Genomic DNA, 16,762 nt, shown 5'->3' on the forward strand with positions numbered 1-16,762 from the left:
CGGGAAATGTGCCATTTCCCTTGAAATCACTCGGTCAGTCCAATGGATAGCCCGCTGCCTTGAGCAGCGCGCGGGTTTCGTAGAGAGGCAGGCCCATGATCGCGCTGTGGCTGCCCTGGATCGCGCGGATGAAGCCGGCGGCGCGGCCCTGTATCGCGTAGCCGCCTGCCTTGCCGTGCCATTCTTCGCAAGCGATGTAGGCGTCGATCTCCGCCCGTTCGAGGCGTTTGAAGATCACGATGTTGGTGGAGAGGCGGTGGCGGGCCTTGCCTTCTGCGTCGATCAGCGTGATCGCACTAAGGACGCGATGCCGGCGGCCGGAGAGGAGTTCGAGACATTTGCGCGCCTGCCCCTCGCTTTCCGCCTTGGGCAGGATGCGGCGGCCGGCTGCTACGACGGTGTCGCCGGACAATATCAACGCGCCGGGGTGACGCCGTGCCACCAGCACCCCCTTGTCGGCGGCTACGCGCGCGGCATAGGCGGCGGGCAACTCACCCTTGAGAGGAGTTTCGTCAATGTCGGCGGGGTCCACCGCACAGGGTGACACACCGATCTGGCCCAGAAGTTCACACCGTCTGGGGGAAGCCGAAGCAAGAATGAGCCGCATCGAAAAAGGCGGCTTATTTGAAGCGGTAAGTGATCCGACCCTTGGTCAGGTCGTAGGGGGTGAGTTCGACCAGCACTTCGTCGCCCACCAGTACGCGGATGCGATTCTTGCGCATCTTGCCGGCGGTGTGGCCGAGGATCTCGTGATCATTTTCTAGCCGCACGCGGAACATGGCGTTGGGGAGGAGCTCCACAACCTGTCCGCGCATTTCAAGCAGTTCTTCTTTTGCCATAATATCCTGGGAAACCGAAAAATCGCGCCGCCATAGCGCCAAAATGCTGAAAAAGAAAGTCAGGCCGAAAGACCGAACTTTTCTCCCGCTTCTTGAAGGACCGCAAAGACGTGATCCAGCTGATCTGGGTCAAGGCAGTAGGGCGGCATGAGGTAGATGGTGTTGCCGAGCGGCCGCAGCAAGAGGCCCTTTTCCTGCGCGAAAGCGCGCAGCCGTGGCGCGATGTCGGAGAGATAGCCGGCATCCGGCGCAATCAGGTCGATGGCGGCGATTGTCCCCAGCTGCCGGGGATTGGCGAAGGCGGGCGAGGCGGCGAGCGAGGCGATTCGCTGAGAGAGGCCGCCTCCCAGCGCGGCGATCCGGCCAAGCACATCCTCCTCCCGCCAGATGGCAAGGTTGGCCGCCGCCGCGGCGCAGGCGATCGAGTTCGCGGTGTAGCTGGACGAGTGGTAGAAGAGGCGGGCGCGATCGGTCGAGCGATGCGCCTCGAAAATGGGCGAGGTCGCGAGTGTCGCGGCCAGCGGAATGGCGCCGCCCGTGATCCCCTTGGCCACGGCCATGATGTCCGGCACGATGCCAGCCTGCTCGCAGGCGAACAGCGTTCCGGTGCGGCCCCAGCCCGTCATGACTTCGTCCGCGATGAAGAGCACGTCGTGCCGGGCGCAGATCGCCGCCATCTCGCGCAGGATAGAAGCCGGGTAGATCAGCATGCCCCCGGCGCCGAGGATCAGCGGCTCGACGATGAAGGCAGCCGGCTTTTCCCGACATGCGGTCTCCAGCGCGTCCAGCGCCGCCTGCTCCTTGCCCTCCGCCGGGAAAGGAATGGTGCCGACATCGAACAGCAGGGGCGACCAGGCCGCGTTGTAAACGCCGCGCTCGCCCACCGACATCGCGCCGATCGTATCGCCATGATAGCTGTGCTGGAGGACCAGGATGCGGTGGCGCGCCTCGGCCTGTCCGTCGAGCGCCAGATTATGCCAATAGCCGAGCGCCATCTTCAGGGCGACCTCGACCGCCGTCGAGCCGCTGTCCGAGAAGAAGACATGGGCCAGCGGATCGCAGCCGGGGGCGCGGGGCGCGAGATCGATCAGGCCGCGGGCCACCTCCTCGGCGGGTCCATGGGTGTAACCGGCGAAAATGAGCTGGTCGAGCTTGCCCGCTTGTTCTGCGATTGCGGCGGCGATGCGCGGGTGGCAGTGGCCGTGGGTCGTCACCCACCAGCTGGAAATGGCGTCGATCAGCGTGCCGCCGCCGGAGAGGTGCAGCAAGGCGCCTTCCGCGCACTCGACCCGGGGGATCGGCTCGTTCAGGCCATGCTGGGTGAAGGGGTGCCAGACAGGGGAGGTCATGGCGCAGGCTTAGAGCGTCAGGCGCGCCAGGCCAAGAACCTCCCCTGAGTAAGCGGCGCTTATTTGGCCGGAGTAGCGGGCGCTGCAGGCGTTGCCGGAGCGGCGGGCGCGGCCGGCGAAGCCGGGGCCGCTGCCTGGATTCGCTGCTGGAGCGCGGGATCAGCCGCCGCAGCCTGACCGATCTGGTTGAACTTTTCCGGTGCAATACCCGAAGCCTGGAGAGCAGCCAGCATCTTGGGCTGCTTTTCCGCTTCCGCGATCGACGCGTCCGACTGGATCTTCGTCACCTCGACCGCAGCAGCCGCGAACAGCTTGATATCCGCATCCGAGAAATTGGACGCGCCAGCGGCTGGTGCAGCCGGGGCTGCCGTTGCCGGAGCAGCAGGAGCCGCAGCGGCCTGGGCCAGAGCCGAACCAGCAAAGGCAAGGGCGATGGATGCAATACCCGTTTTCAGATAGATGGAATTCAAACCCGTCAAAACGCTTCTCCTCAACTTGATGAAGCCAAGCTGTTAAAGCGCGACGGGAGAGAAAAGTTCATTCCGGCAAAGCGTTGCATTTTAGAGACAGTCAACAAGGAAACAGCAGTTTGCCGGCTCAAATGAACAATTGATCGACGGGCCGAATCATTGCGGTTTCGAAATGGCGCGGCCGAATGTCTGTCTGCCCGCTGCAAAGCGTTACCAGATCTTCACCCGATCCTTTGGCGCCAAATAGATTTTGCCCCCAGTCTCAGGCTTGAACGCGGAATACCACTGATCGAAATTGCGCACGGTATCAGCGCGATATTGTGAAGGCGCATGTGGATCGGTGACCAGGCGCTGACGCAGATTGGGCTCGCGATAATTCCGCCGCCAGACCTGTGCCCAGCCGAAGAAAAAACGCTGATCCCCCGTCGTGCCGTCGATCACCGGGGGGGGCTTTCCGCCCAGGGAGGCGTGATAGGCGTCCAGCGCCACCGCGACGCCGGCCAGATCGCCGATATTCTCGCCCAATGTGAAGGCGCCCTTCACATGCGCCCCGGGCAAGGGTTCATAGGCGTCATATTGCTTGACCAATTTGTCGGTGAGGGCCTTGAAAGCAGCGACATCGGCATCGCTCCACCACTGGTTGAGCTTGCCTGTTTCGTCATATTTCGCGCCCTGATCATCGAAATGATGGCTGAGCTCATGGCCGATAACCGCGCCGATGCCACCATAATTGACGGCCGGATCGGCATGGGGATCGAAGAAGGGCGGCTGCAGGATGGCGGCGGGGAAGACGATCTCCACCATGCCGAAATCAGCATAGGCGTTGATCTCCATCGGCGTCATCTGCCATTCCCAGCGGTAGATCGGCTTGCCCAATTTGCCCATCTGATAGTCGAATTCATGGGCGTTGGACCGCTGCGCATTGCCGAACAGGTCGTCGGCCTTGACGGTTAGGCCGCTATAATCGCGCCACTTGTCGGGATAGCCAATCTTCGGCGTGAAGGTGGCAAGCTTCTTGTGCGCCCGCGCCTTGGCGGCATCGCTCATCCAGCTCAGCCCCTCGATGCGGCGCCCCATGGCGGCGATCACATTCCTGACCAGTTGGTCCATCGCCGCCTTGGTTTCCGGCGGGAAGTAGCGGGCGACATAGGCCTTGCCGACCTCATCGCCCATCGATCCCTTCAGGAAATCGACCCCGCGTTTCCACCGCTCCTCCCGTTGCGGGGTGCCCGAAAGCGTCGTGCCGTAAAAGGCGAAGTCCGCATTGGCGATGCTGTCGGGAAGATAGTCCGCATAGGCGTGCAGGCTGCGCAGGAGCAGCGCGTCCTTCAGCACGGCAAGGGGCGTGCGGGCGATAAGAGCAGCCTCACCCGTCACGGCGCTTGGCTGGGACACCAGCAGCGCGGCGGGTTTCAGGCGGTTGGCGGCGAAATAGCCGGTGAAGTCGAAGCCGCGTGCGGACTTTTGCAGGTCGGCCAGCGTCGTCTTGTTATAGGTCTTGTCGGCGTCGCGGCTCTCGACCTGGGTCCAGTGGACCCTGGCGATCTCCGTCTCCAACGCCATCAGCGCGGCGGCGCGGGCCTTGGCATTCGCTTCGCCCGCCAGCACCAGCATCTTTTCCAGATGAGCGACATAGGCGGTGCGGATCGCCGCCATCTTCTCATCGGGCTCCAGATAATAGTCCCGATCGGGCAGGCCGAGCCCGCTCTGGCGCAGGATCAGGATGTAGTTTTCCGGATCCTTGTCATCCTGCCCGACATTGAAGGAGAAGGGGCCGCTGATCCCCGCCCGCGCCGCCTCTGCGGCCAGCCGGGCATAGTCGGCCTTGTCCTTGACCGCCCTGATCTTCGCCAGCCACGGCTTGATGGGGGCGAGGCCCTTGGCCTCGACTTTTGCCGCGTCCATGTAGCTGGCATAGGCCGCGCCGATCTTGCTGGCAGGGTCGGCCTTGGCTGCTTCCAATATGCCTCTCGTGCGCTCCCGCGACAGATCGTCCAGCACGTTGAAGGCGCCGTAATTGGATTTATCGGGCGGGATCGGCGTGGCCTTTGCCCAGCCGCCATTGGCATGAAGATAGAAATCGTCGCCGGGCTTGACCGACGGGTCCATGCCCTTGGTGTCGAAGCCATAGCTGCCATAGGTGGGCTTTGCTGCGGCGTGTTCGGCCGGGCTGGTCTGGGCGACGGAAACGCCGGCCGCCAGCGCTATCGCCGCCGCGCCGAAGAAGAGATATTTCATGAAAGCCGTCCCTTGCTTCATCGATCGCCAGGATTTGAGCGCGCCCGGACGAGGAAGTCCATGTCTGCAGCCGAAAAAATCAGGGCAGGCGGATGGAGGCCGCGAAGGCCGCGCGCAACGTTTCGGGGGTGAGAGGGTCGAGCAGGGGCAGGCGGCCGAGGCTTCGCACCTTGCCCAGGGCGGGGATGATCCGCTCATTTTCATCATGCGGGTCGCCGATGAAGGCGATGCCGGCAATGGCGATGCCGCGCGACCGCAGCGCCTCTATGCTGAGCAGGCTGTGGTTGATGGTGCCGAGTCCGGTGCGCGCGCAGAGGATGACGGGCAAGCCCCAATGGGCAAAGAGGTCGGCCATCAGCAGCGTTTCGCTGACCGGCACGAGCAGGCCGCCCGCGCCCTCCACCACCAGCGGGCCGTCGACCTCCGGCAAAGCGAGGCGGTCGAGGCTGATCTCCACCCCGTCGATCCGCGCGGCCAGGTGGGGCGAGGCGGGGGTGGTGAGGCGGTAAGCTTCGGGCAGGATCTGCGAGGCGGGAAGGCCTGACAGGCAGGCGACCGTTTCGCGGTCGCCCTGCGGCTCGATGCCGGCCTGCACCGGCTTCCAATAATGAGCCTTCAGCGCTCCTGCGAGGCCGGCGGCGAACACCGTCTTGCCAATGTCGGTATCCGTTCCGGTGACGATGAAGCGGCTCATGCCAGCGCCCGCTGCAACTCGCTGCCCAAGGCACTGATGTCTGCCCGGCCGACGTTCAGCGTCAGCGAGATGCGGAGGCGGCTGGTGCCCGGCGGTACGGTGGGCGGGCGGATGCCGCGTATGTCGAACCCTGCCTCCTGCAGCGCGGCGGCGGCGGCCATGGCGCGGCGGTCTTCGCCCAAAATGACGGGGATGATCTGGCTGCGTGGCGCGGGCAGGCCGAGCGGGGCGCAGATCGCCTCCGCCGCATCCACGCGGAGAGTCTGGAGCCGGGTACGCAGGTCGCCGGCCTGCTCTATCCGATCGAGCGCGGCCGATGCGGCAACCGCCATCAGGGGCGAGGGTGCGGTCGAGAAGATGAAGGCGCGGGCGCGATTCACCAGATAATCGATGATGATGCGCGGACCGCAGATGAGCGCGCCTTCGACGCCCATCGCCTTGCCGCAGGTGTGCAGCGTCACGACATTGTGCAGCCCGTCGAGCCCGGTCGAGAGGCCGCGTCCGGAGGGACCGAATACGCCCGTACCATGGGCTTCATCGAGGATCAGCATGGCGTCATGTCGTGCCGCGATCGCCGCCAGGTCGCTGAGCGGCGCCATGTCGCCGTCCATGGAATAAAGCGTCTCGACCGCGATCCAGACACGCCCCTTGCCGCCTTCCTGACGCCAGGCGGCGATCAGGTCGGCGAAGCTCTGCGCGTCACTATGGCGGGCGAAGACGGCAACCGCCTTCGACATCCGGATGCCGTCATGGACGCTGGCGTGGATAAGCTCGTCCGCGACGATCAGGTCGCCGCGCTGGGGCAAGGTGGAGAAGAGCGCGAGATTGGCGGCAAAGCCGTTGGCGAGGAACAAGGAGGCTTGCGTCTTGAAGAAGTCGGCAGCCTTCGCCTCCAGCCCTTCATGTTCGGGCGCATTGCCCCGCAGCAGGCGCGATCCGCCCGAGCCCACCGGCACGCCGCGCGCGACGGCGTCGGCCACAGCCTGCCCGATGATGGGATCGGAGGCGAGGCCGAGATAATCGTTCGAGGCAAAGTCCCGGCCGGCGCGCGGGACCAGCCGACGCAGCCGGCCGCGCTTCTCAAGCGCCGCCAGTTGAGAGCGGAAGGGTTCGCTGGTCATGGCCGCGCCTATAGGCCCGCAGTCCGGGGCGGGGCAAGCCGCGCTTCGTCAGTCCTATTTGCGCAGCATCGCAACGATGGCGCGGCCGGCGCGGGTGACGTCGCCCCAGGTCCTGTCGAACCCGGCATCCTCGCCGAAATAGGGATCGGTGACATCGCTGCCTTCGCGGCCCGGCACCAGGTCCATGAGCAGGCGCAGGTCGGCTTTTCCGTCAGCGGGCCGAATGCGGCGGAGGTTTTTGAGATTCTCCGCATCGAGCGCGAAGATATGGTCGAAGCGGCGGAAATCCTCTGGGCTCACCTGCCGGCCGCGATAGGAGGAGATATCGATGCCGTGCCCCAGCGCCACGGCCTGCGCGCGCCGGTCGGGCGGTGAGCCGATATGCCAGTCGCCCGTGCCGGCCGAGTCCAGTTCGAGCGCGATGCCGGCCTTCTCCGCCTCAGCGCGCAACGCGGCTTCGGCGAGTGGCGAGCGGCAGATATTGCCAAGGCAGACGAACAGGACGGACATGCTCATCCTTCCGCCGCCGCTGTGCTAAGACCAAGCTGCGGCACGCCGATCGAGCGCCTGCCGCCGAAATCCGTGCGCGCGACGATGACGCCCAGCTTCTCCATATAATCGATCAGGCGGCGCACCCTGCCGGGCGAACTGGTGCCATAGGCGCGGGCGAGCGCGGCGTCGTCGGGGCAGGGCAGGCCCTGCATTGCGGCGCGCGCGATCAGCAGGAAGGGAGCGAGCATATCTTCTGGGACAGGCTCGGCCGCTTTCATAGCGTCGCTCCAGCGCGGGTCGTCGGCATCGAACATGCCCGCCTGCGCCATGGCGAAGCGCTTGCGGAAGGCGGGGAGGTCGAGCGGCGGGGTGCGCAGGCCCTTCATCCGGCAGCGCACGCCGAAATCCTGATAGAGGGTCGAAACGCTGGGCTGCGCCTCCCCAAGGTCGGCGACGATCTCCTCGAGCACCGCGACGACGATCGGCTCATTCTGGCCGAAATCCAGTTCCGGCGCGGCGGGCTTGGCGGAAGGCGCGGCTGCGAGCGCGCGCATCAATTCCTCGGCGGGAAGAGGCGGCGGGTCGGCGCGCGGAGCGGGAGCGGGCAGCACTTCCTCGTCGCCTGCGCCGGCAAACAGCAATTCCTGCAAATCACCCGTCGCAGCAACCGGCGGCGGCATAAGCTTGTGCGTACCGCCGCGCGTGCCGGTCTTCACCGTTCCGATCTTCACCGCGACCGGCCGGCGCGCGATCGCGGGGCCCAGCCCCAGAAACCGGCCTCGCTCCAGATCGCGGATCTGCTCCGCCTGTCGCCGCTCCATGCCTAGCAGGTCGGCGGCGCGCGCCATGTCGATATCGAGGAAGGTCCGCCCCATCAGGAAGTTTGACGCTTCGGCCGCGACATTCTTGGCGAGCTTCGCAAGGCGCTGCGTCGCGATCACCCCGGCCAGGCCGCGCTTGCGCCCCCGGCACATGAGGTTGGTCATCGCCGCCAGGCTGAGCCGCCGCGCCTCGTCCGACACATCGCCCGCTGCGACCGGCGCGAACATCTGCGCCTCGTCCACGACCACCAGCGCAGGATACCAATGGTCGCGCGGCGCGTCGAACAGCGTCGAAAGGAAGGTCGCGGCGCATTTCATCTGCGCCTCCAGTTCCAGCGATTCGAGGCTGAGGACCACCGACGCGCGATGCTCGCGGATGCGAGCGGCCATCTTGACGATCTCGCGCTCATTATAGTCGCCCGCGTCGATCACGACATGGCCATATTCGTCGGCCAGCGTGACGAAATCGCCCTCTGGGTCGATTACCACCTGCTGCACGAGGGCGGCGCTTTCCTCCAGCAGCCGACGCAACAGGTGCGACTTGCCGGACCCCGAATTGCCCTGGACGAGCAGGCGGGTGGCAAGCAATTCCTCGACGTCGACCAGAACGGCGTTGCCGTTGCTGTCATTTCCTATGCTGATGCTGGCTGTCACGGATGTCCTTTGGCCCATGGGGAGGGATTCGCGCAAGCCTCAGAACGGCGCCCTGTGCTCCTCTCTCCGCAGGATCACGGCATGCTGATCGGCCAAGTTGTCGAAACTCTTGACCCGGCGATTGTTGCGGCGCAGCATCGATCATCATGGCGACTCTTGCATCCGGTTCCGCGCCCGCGGTCACGCAAAATCCTGACATCCGCTATCTCGGCCGTCTCCTTGGCGACGTGATCCGGGCCTATGGGGGCGAGAAGCTCTACAAGCAGACGGAATATATCCGCTCCGCCTCCGTCGACCGGGCGCGGGGGATCGACGGTGCGGACCTGGTGGATACGGGGCTCGGCGCGCTCAGCCTGGACGATACGCTCTCCTTCGTGCGCGGCTTCATGCTCTTCTCGATGCTCGCCAATCTTGCCGAAGACCGGCAGGGCGTGGAGGCCGAGCCGGGCGCCGATCTGGCGTCGGTCGTCGCCCGGCTCGAATCGCACGGGATCGACAAGGCCGCCGTTCTCGACCTGCTCTCCCATGCGCTGATCGTGCCGGTGCTCACCGCGCATCCGACCGAGGTGCGGCGCAAGAGCATGATCGATCACAAGAACCGCATCGCCGACCTCATGCTGCTGAAGGATGCCGGCCGCAGCGATACGGACGAGGGCGAGAATCTGGACGAAGCGATCTCCCGCCAGATCGCGCTGCTGTGGCAGACCCGCCCACTGCGGCGGGAGAAGCTGTTCGTGCAGGACGAGATCGACAATGTCCTGACCTATTTCCGCGACGTGTTCCTGCCCGTGCTGCCCGCCCTTTACGCGCGTTGGGAGCGAGTGCTGGGCGCACGCCCGCAAAGCTTCCTGCGGGTCGGCAACTGGATCGGCGGCGACCGCGACGGCAACCCCTTCGTGCAGGCGCCGCAGCTGCGTTCCGCCTTGGCGCGCGGCTGCGAGGCGGCGCTCGGCTATTATATGGAGGCGGTGCACGCGCTGGGCGCCGAGCTGTCGCTTTCGACCGAACTGGCCCATGTGCCGCAGGCGGTGCTGGACCTGGCCGACGGCAGTGGGGACCAGTCGCGCAGTCGCCAGGATGAGCCTTACCGCCGCGCCCTGTCGGGCATCTATGCGCGGCTCGCGGCGACCTACCGCACGCTGACGGGCAAGGAGCCGCCGCGCCCCTCGACGCTCAAGGGGGAGGGCTATGCGATGCCCGCCGACTTGCGCCGCGACCTCGTCACCATCGCGCAGGGGCTGGCAAGCGAAGGCAGCGGCGCGCTGGCGACCGGCGGCGCGCTGGGCCGGCTGATCCGCGCGGTCGAGACGTTCGGCTTCCACCTCGCAACGCTCGACATGCGGCAGAATAGCGATGTCCACCAGCGCGTGGTGGCCGAACTGCTGAAAGTAGCGGGCGTCGAGGGAGACTATGCGGCTCTTGACGAATATGCCCGCATCGCGCTGCTTCGCCGGGAACTGGCGATCAATCGCCCGCTCGGCACCCGCTTTTCCGAATATACGGAGGAGACCGCCTCCGAACTCGCGATCGTGCAGGCCGCGGCAGAGGCTCATCGCACCTACGGCCCCGCCTGCATCACCCACTATATCATCTCCAAGGCGGAGAGCGTGTCCGACCTGCTGGAGGTGAATATCCTCCTTAAGGAAGCGGGCCTGTGGCGCGCCGGCAGCGATGGCGCGCCGCCGGAAGCCGCGATCATGGCGGTGCCGCTGTTCGAAACCATCGCCGACCTGGAGGCCGCGCCCAAGATCATGTCGGCCTATTTCGGCCTGCCGGAGATTGGCGGTGTGGTGCGGCAGCGCGGTCATCAGGAAGTGATGATCGGCTATTCCGACAGTAACAAGGATGGCGGCTACATCACCTCGACCTGGGGATTGCATCAGGCGAGCAAGGCGCTCGCCCCCGTCTTTGCCGAGGCGGGGACGGCGATGCAGCTGTTCCATGGGCGCGGCGGCGCGGTCGGGCGCGGCGGGGGCTCCTCCTTCGCGGCGATCCAGGCGCAGCCCAAGGGAACGGTGCAGGGCCGCATCCGCATCACCGAACAGGGCGAGGTGATCGCGGCCAAATTCGGTACCCGCGACGCGGCCATGACCAATCTGGAGGCGATGACCAGCGCGACTCTGCTCGCCAGCCTGGAGCCGGAGGGGATTTCGGACCGCGATGCGGCTCGTTTCGCCGCGGCGATGGACCAACTGTCGAAGACCGCCTTCACCGCCTATCGCGACCTGGTTTACGGCACGGAAGGCTTCAAGGAATTCTTCCGCCAACTGACGCCGATCCAAGAAATCTCCGGCCTCAAGATCGGATCGCGCCCGGCCAGCCGCACCAAGAGCACGCGGATCGAGGATCTGCGCGCCATTCCCTGGGTGTTCAGCTGGGCGCAGGCGCGGGTCATGCTGCCCGGCTGGTATGGCGTCGGCCATGCGCTCGCGGCGTTCGAGGACAAGGCCCTGCTCACCGACATGGCGCAGAGCTGGTCGTTCCTCAAGTCCGCGCTCGCCAATCTTGAGATGGTGCTCGCCAAGTCCGACCTCGGCATCGCCGCGCATTATCTGCCGCTGGTGGAGGATCAGGCGGGTGGTCAGACGATCTTCGACCGCATCCGCGACGGCTGGGACAAGACGCATGACGGCCTGCTGGTCGCGACCGGCCAGGCGCGCCTGCTGGAGAAGAGCCCGAAGCTCGACAGCTCCATCCGCCTGCGGCTGCCCTATATCGAGCCGCTCAACCTGCTGCAGGTCGAACTGATGAAGCGCCATCGCGGCGGGGAGGATGATCCGCGCATCAAGGAAGGCATCGAACTGTCCATCAACGCAATCGCGACCGCGCTGCGCAATAGCGGCTGACGTCATGTCGTCGCCATTCACAACCAATTCAACCGGCGTGCGTTAAGCTCAACGTATCTGGATGATGAGGAGAAAGGCGATGACGTGGACTGGGCAGAAGTTCCTGGCTGCGATCGGCCTTGCCGGGGCTCTCGCCCTCGGCGGCTGTGCCTATGACGACGGCTATTATGGCGGCGTGAGTGTCGGCTCGGGCTATTATGGCGGCGGCTATTATGATGATTATTATGGCCCGGGCTATTACGGGTCGGGCTATTACAACCCCGGCTATTATAGCGGCTGGTATAATGGCTTCTACTACCCCGGCAGCGGCTATTATGTTTACGACCGTGGCGGGCGCCGCCATCGGTGGAACGATGGGCAGCGCCGCTATTGGGAGGGCCGGCGCAACGATCGTGACCGGCCCGCGTGGAGCGGCACCGCGCCACGTCAATCCTGGCGTGAACGGGCAGGAAACGATAATGACCGTTCCCGTAGAAGCTGGAGCGGGCGTCGCGGCTCGGACGGATCGGGCGGCTATGTCGCCCCTCGGCCGAACACTCAGGCGGCTCCGTCAGAAAGGGGACGATCGGATATGACTGCACCAAGAGCCACCTGGAGCAAGGAGCGCGGATGGGGGACCCAATCCGGCGGTGACGGACGTTCGCGCCGCGGCTGGGGTCGGCGTGATTGATGCGGGGTGCCGCTGTTGCAATGCTGTCGCTGCTTCTCCTTTCCGCCTGTGACGGGCGGGAGGAGAGCGCGATCGACAATCTCGCCAACGGCGCCAATGCGGCGCAGGTTGAAAACAGCTTTCGGGCGGAGGCAACGGCGGCGCTGGAGCCGCTGAACCCGCCTGCGCCCGGCACGCCGGGCGGTCTGCCGGTGCAGCCTGTGCCGGCGGTCAGCGAGGAGCAGATCGATCCCAAAACCGCGCAGGGCGCAGCCGAGGTCGTGCAGGGCTATTATGGCTTGCTGGAGGAAAAACGCTTCAATGACGCGCAGGACCTCTGGAACGACAATAGCGCGGTGGGGGCAGAGGAGGATGTCCGCTTCGCCGCCCGTTTCCGGGGCTTCAAGGAAATCCACGCCAATGTCGGCGCGCCCGGCGAGATAGAGGGTGCTGCGGGATCGTTGTTCGTGACCGTGCCGGTGCAGGTCTATGGCCGGATCGCCGCCGATGGAAAGCCCTGGTACCGGCTGCGGCAGGTGACGCTGCGGCGGGCTAATGACGTGCCCGGCTCCAGCGAGGCGGACCGCCGCTGGCATATCGAGAGCATCGGCCCCTATGTGGCGCCGGAAGTCGAGGCGACGGAGACGGCCAATGCCATCTCCGCCACCGACGGTATGATCAGGAAACCGTAGCCTTCAGGATCTTGCCGGGGGTCTTGGGCGGCTCACCCTTCGGCAGGGCATCGACATGTTCCATGCCCGACGTCACTTCGCCCCAAACGGTATATTGGCCGTCGAGGAAGGTGGCGTCGTCGAAGCAGATGAAGAACTGGCTGTTCGCGCTGTTCGGGTTCGCCGCGCGCGCCATCGAGCAGACGCCGCGGACATGCGGTTCGCGGCTGAATTCCGCCTTCAGGTCAGGCTTGTTCGGATGGCCGCCCATGCCGGTACCGGTCGGGTCGCCACCCTGCGCCATGAAGCCGGGGATGACGCGGTGGAACACGACGCCGTCATAAAAGCCTTCTTTCGCATTTTCGACGATGCGCTCGACATGGCCGGGCGCCAGGTCGGGGCGCAGCTTGATGACGACATCGCCGCCGCTGTCGAGGCTGAGTGTCAGGGTTTCGTCGGCCATGGGAATCCTCTCTTTCGAAGAACGCAGGGGAAAGACCGCTCATATAGAGCGTTGGGGCAGGGATGGAAGCGCCTCGTCAACCGACGGGGCATTGCATTTATCCCTTCGATCGGCAAAAGCAGCCAAATGTTACAGGAACCGGACAGTAGGGGACGCGATGAGCGAACGAGCCGATGCGGCCGAACCCCGGCCGGACGATCTGGATATTGACGACGCCGCTGTCGTAGAGGCCGAATCCCGCCATGACGAGGATGACCGGCTGAAGCCCGAATTTGTCGATGCCGTGCTCGACGCTGTCGAAGCAGATGAGCGCGACCGCGCGCGCGAGCTGGTATCCCCGCTCCATCCGGCGGACATTGCGGACCTGCTGGAACTGACGCCTTCTGACAGGCGCGGCGCGGTCGCGGCCGCACTCGGCGATCTTGTCGGCGCTGAGGTGCTGTCGGAACTAAACGACTATGTGCGCGACGACCTGCTCGATGCCCTGGCGCCCGAGCAGGTGGCGGAGTTCGCGGCGGAACTCGACACCGACGATGCGGTCGCCATTATCGAGGATATGGAGGAGGCCGATCAGCAGGCAGTCCTCGACGCTATGGAGCCGGAGGACCGCGCCGCGATCGAAAGCGCGCTGTCCTACCCCGAGGAGTCCGCCGGCCGCCTGATGCAGCGCGATCTGGTCGCGGTGCCGGAACATATGACGGTCGGGCAGGTGATCGACTATCTGCGCGACAATCGCGACCTTACCACCGATTTCTGGGAAATCTTCGTCGTCGATGAGGCGCATAAGCCGATCGGGACCTGCCAGCTCAGCTGGATCCTGACCTGCCCGCGCGCGGTTGCGATGGCGGACCTGATGAAGCGCGAACAGACGCTGATCCCGGTCGACATGGACCAGGAGGAGGTGGCGCTGCGCTTCCAGAAATATGCGCTGATCTCGGCGGCCGTCGTGGACGGCACCGGCCGGCTGGTCGGCATGATCACGGTCGACGATATCGTCCACATCATCTCCGAGGAAGCGGGCGAGGATATATTGCGCCTGTCGGGTGCGGGTGAAGGCGACATCAACGAGCCGGTGATCGACAGCTATCGCGCGCGGGTGCGCTGGCTGCTCACCAATTTGCTGACGGCGCTGGTCGCCTCCACCATCATCGGCATTTTCGAAGGCACGATCGAGAAGATGGTGGCGCTCGCCACCCTGATGCCGATCGTCGCGGGCGTCGGCGGCAATGCGGGGAGCCAGACGATGGCGGTGACCGTGCGCGCGCTCGCCACCAACCAGATTACCGGGACCAACGCCCGCCGCAGCATCCTGCGCGAGATACGGGTGGCGCTGCTCAACGGCTGTACCGTCGCCGTGGTGCTGGGGATCGGGGTGGGGCTTGTCTTCCACAATGTGCAACTGGGCGGCGTGATCGCGGCGGCGATGATGACAAATATCGTGACGGCGGGGCTGGCCGGCGCTGCGGTGCCGCTGGCCTTCGACCGCATGAACCTGGACCCGGCGGTCGCTTCTTCGATCTTCGTGACGATGATCACCGACTCGATGGGCTTCTTCGCTTTCCTCGGGCTGGCGACGCTGACGGGATTGACTGGCTGAGGGGCACGCCCATCTAAACGGCATGCCGCTCCATATCACCAAGATCGCTTTCCAGAGCGAAAGCCCTGCAAGTCTGAAGGCGTGGCTCGAAAGCCATGCGGACGAGGCGCGGCTCACGACGCGCTATCTGCCGAAGCGGGTGGAGGAGATGGCGGGCGGATCGCTTTACTGGATCCACGGGCATCAGCTGGTCGGGCGCAGTCCGCTGCTGGGCTTTCAGGAGACGGGGCAGGGGCGCTACTGGATCAGGTTGGAGCCGCGGCTGATCGCCGTGCGCGGGAGCCCCAAGCGGGCGCATCAGGGCTGGCGCTATCTGGAGGAGGCCGACGCGCCGCCGGACCTTGGCGCCGGGGAGGTGGATGATCTGGCGGCGATGCCGACCGCTCTGTTGGGCGAGCTTTCCCGGCTGGGGTTGATTTGAGGATGCCTCGTCGCGCCTGGGCCCCCCTGCGCTTATGCTAGATTCCTCATCCGTTCGCCAATTTCCTTTAGTTCGCTAACGAAGCGTTGGCGCTCCTTTGCTTTCCGAGCTTCATCCGGCATCCGGAGCAGGAAGCTGGGATGCACTGTCACCCACCCCTGAGCGCCGCTCTCCAGCGCGATCGGAGTGCCGCGCGTACGGCCGATCGTCACCGTTTTGCCCAGCAGCGAGCGAGCGGCGGTCGCTCCCAGCGCGACGATGATGCGCGGCTGTAGCAGGTCCAGCTCTTGCGTGAGCCACCAACGACAGGCCTGAATTTCCGGCGTTTCCGGTGTTTGATGGATGCGCCGCTTGCCGCGCCGCTCATGCTTGAAATGCTTGACCGCATTGGTGACATAGGTCTGCCGCCGATCGATGCCCGCCTCCTCCAGCGCCCGGTCGAACAGCTGACCTGCGGGACCGACGAAGGGACGGCCGGCCAAATCCTCCTGATCACCGGGCTGCTCGCCGATGAAGAGCAAAGGCGCATCGATCGGCCCTTCGCCGAACACCGTCTGCGTCGTGTCCCGGTAGAGCGGACAGCGCGTGCAGCCCATCGCCTCCTCGCGCAGCGCCGCCCATGTGGCAGTTGCGTTGCTTGGGCGGGCAGGCGGCTTGGCGGGCGCGGCGATCATGGCAGCCTCCCGTGCCTGCGCGCCCGCGACCAGTTCGGGGATAAGCGCGGCTTCGGGCAGGTTGCGCCAATATTTGCGCGGCATCTCCGAGAGCATGGCGCCGATCTTGAGCCGCGCGGGATTGAAGATGGATGCATAATAGCTTTTCCAGATCTGCTCGACCGGATCGTCCGCAGGTGCGTCCTGCGCGCTGGCGCCCGGCCCCTCCGTCAACGTCTCTCCGTCCCAATGGATGCTGAGTTCCGGCGTCAAGATCGACCAGTGCATCGAGGCGAAGCGGCGCATGAAGAAGCTCGCATTGACGCGGACGATATGATGATCCGGCTCGAACCAGGCGACGTAGCGGGGGCCTGTTTCATCCTCCAGTTCGCGGAAGCGGACGAAGGCGCGCATCTTGTGAATGTCGCGGCGAACCGCACTGGCGAGCATCTCCACCCGCCGCAGTAGCGGATCGGCCTTGTCCTCCAACCTGCCCGGGCGTTCCCGCACCCGCAGCAGCAGGGCGTAGAGCAAGGCGAAGCGTTCAGGATCGCGGTGCAGGATCGCGCTTTCCGCGAGGTTAAGAAAGGGGCGGGGCACCGAAAAGCCGCCGCTGCCCGAAGGAGGCGGCGGCGGCAGATCGGTGGCGAACAGATCGCTCTCGTCCGGTCCTGCCGTCCACATGATGTCCGCGGGATCGACACCGGCGAGGGCAAAGGCGCGAGCCACCTCGCGCCACCCCTCGAAATCGTCCGGGGCGCTTAATCGCCCGCGATACATGCTG

General features: G+C 65.4%; 16 protein-coding genes. 5 read left to right on the forward strand and 11 right to left on the reverse strand.

Going from position 1 to position 16,762, the window contains the following annotated elements; genetic code table 11:
- Positions 1 to 34: 34 nt before the first annotated feature.
- From L858_RS0107290 to L858_RS0107330, 9 genes are all read right to left on the reverse strand, one after another.
- Positions 35 to 607: a Maf family protein gene (locus L858_RS0107290; protein ID WP_022682497.1), complete on the reverse strand. Its 573-nt coding sequence runs from the start codon at positions 605 to 607 to the stop codon at positions 35 to 37.
- Positions 608 to 620: 13 nt separating this feature from the next.
- On the reverse strand, positions 621 to 839 hold the full coding sequence (infA, locus tag L858_RS0107295) for a translation initiation factor IF-1 (RefSeq protein WP_003049127.1): 219 nt from the start codon (positions 837 to 839) through the stop codon (positions 621 to 623).
- 59 nt (positions 840 to 898) lie between these two features.
- Entirely contained in the window at positions 899 to 2,188 is a 1,290-nt protein-coding gene (locus L858_RS0107300) for an adenosylmethionine--8-amino-7-oxononanoate transaminase (protein WP_022682498.1), read from the reverse strand.
- A gap of 59 nt (positions 2,189 to 2,247) precedes the next feature.
- On the reverse strand, positions 2,248 to 2,667 hold the full coding sequence (locus L858_RS0107305; RefSeq protein ID WP_022682499.1) for a DUF4168 domain-containing protein: 420 nt from the start codon (positions 2,665 to 2,667) through the stop codon (positions 2,248 to 2,250).
- A gap of 201 nt (positions 2,668 to 2,868) precedes the next feature.
- Complete coding sequence (locus L858_RS0107310; RefSeq protein ID WP_022682500.1) at positions 2,869 to 4,896, reverse strand: M13 family metallopeptidase; 2,028 nt, start codon at positions 4,894 to 4,896, stop codon at positions 2,869 to 2,871.
- 79 nt (positions 4,897 to 4,975) lie between these two features.
- Entirely contained in the window at positions 4,976 to 5,590 is a 615-nt protein-coding gene (bioD, locus tag L858_RS0107315) for a dethiobiotin synthase (protein WP_022682501.1), read from the reverse strand.
- Entirely contained in the window at positions 5,587 to 6,711 is a 1,125-nt protein-coding gene (locus tag L858_RS0107320; protein WP_022682502.1) for an 8-amino-7-oxononanoate synthase, read from the reverse strand. The genes bioD and L858_RS0107320 overlap by 4 nt, the downstream gene beginning before the upstream one ends.
- Before the next feature lie 54 nt (positions 6,712 to 6,765).
- Positions 6,766 to 7,227 carry a low molecular weight protein-tyrosine-phosphatase gene (locus L858_RS0107325; RefSeq protein WP_022682503.1) on the reverse strand — a complete coding sequence of 154 codons (462 nt, stop codon included), beginning with the start codon at positions 7,225 to 7,227 and terminating at the stop codon, positions 6,766 to 6,768.
- Positions 7,224 to 8,678, reverse strand: coding sequence for a helicase HerA domain-containing protein (locus L858_RS0107330; RefSeq protein ID WP_022682504.1), 1,455 nt, complete (start codon positions 8,676 to 8,678; stop codon positions 7,224 to 7,226). The genes L858_RS0107325 and L858_RS0107330 overlap by 4 nt, the downstream gene beginning before the upstream one ends.
- 146 nt (positions 8,679 to 8,824) lie before the next feature.
- Here L858_RS0107330 and ppc point away from each other — a divergent pair, with 146 nt between their 5' ends.
- The 3 genes from ppc to L858_RS0107350 all read left to right on the forward strand — a co-directional run bounded on the left by ppc (position 8,825) and on the right by L858_RS0107350 (position 12,865).
- Positions 8,825 to 11,524 carry a phosphoenolpyruvate carboxylase gene (ppc, locus tag L858_RS0107340; protein ID WP_022682506.1) on the forward strand — a complete coding sequence of 900 codons (2,700 nt, stop codon included), beginning with the start codon at positions 8,825 to 8,827 and terminating at the stop codon, positions 11,522 to 11,524.
- 79 nt (positions 11,525 to 11,603) lie between these two features.
- Entirely contained in the window at positions 11,604 to 12,194 is a 591-nt protein-coding gene (locus L858_RS0107345) for a hypothetical protein (RefSeq protein ID WP_022682507.1), read from the forward strand.
- Positions 12,194 to 12,865 carry a hypothetical protein gene (locus tag L858_RS0107350; RefSeq protein WP_022682508.1) on the forward strand — a complete coding sequence of 224 codons (672 nt, stop codon included), beginning with the start codon at positions 12,194 to 12,196 and terminating at the stop codon, positions 12,863 to 12,865. Before L858_RS0107345 ends, L858_RS0107350 begins: the two co-directional genes overlap by 1 nt.
- Here the strand turns inward: L858_RS0107350 and L858_RS0107355 are convergent.
- Complete coding sequence (locus L858_RS0107355) at positions 12,852 to 13,307, reverse strand: peptidylprolyl isomerase (RefSeq protein WP_022682509.1); 456 nt, start codon at positions 13,305 to 13,307, stop codon at positions 12,852 to 12,854. The two genes, L858_RS0107350 and L858_RS0107355, sit on opposite strands and share 14 nt — an antisense overlap.
- 157 nt (positions 13,308 to 13,464) lie before the next feature.
- Between L858_RS0107355 and mgtE the strand changes: the two genes are divergently transcribed.
- Positions 13,465 to 14,904 (forward strand): magnesium transporter, encoded by a 1,440-nt coding sequence (gene mgtE, locus L858_RS0107360; RefSeq protein WP_022682510.1) that lies wholly within the window; start codon positions 13,465 to 13,467, stop codon positions 14,902 to 14,904.
- 22 nt (positions 14,905 to 14,926) lie between these two features.
- On the forward strand, positions 14,927 to 15,325 hold the full coding sequence (locus tag L858_RS0107365) for a DUF1489 family protein (RefSeq protein ID WP_022682511.1): 399 nt from the start codon (positions 14,927 to 14,929) through the stop codon (positions 15,323 to 15,325).
- 32 nt (positions 15,326 to 15,357) lie between these two features.
- Here the strand turns inward: L858_RS0107365 and L858_RS0107370 are convergent, their stop codons facing one another.
- Positions 15,358 to 16,758: a UdgX family uracil-DNA binding protein gene (locus L858_RS0107370; protein WP_022682512.1), complete on the reverse strand. Its 1,401-nt coding sequence runs from the start codon at positions 16,756 to 16,758 to the stop codon at positions 15,358 to 15,360.
- Positions 16,759 to 16,762 lie beyond the last annotated feature (4 nt).

This window comes from Sphingobium bisphenolivorans (assembly GCF_000412635.1).
In the GTDB taxonomy this organism is placed as follows: domain Bacteria; phylum Pseudomonadota; class Alphaproteobacteria; order Sphingomonadales; family Sphingomonadaceae; genus Sphingobium; species Sphingobium bisphenolivorans.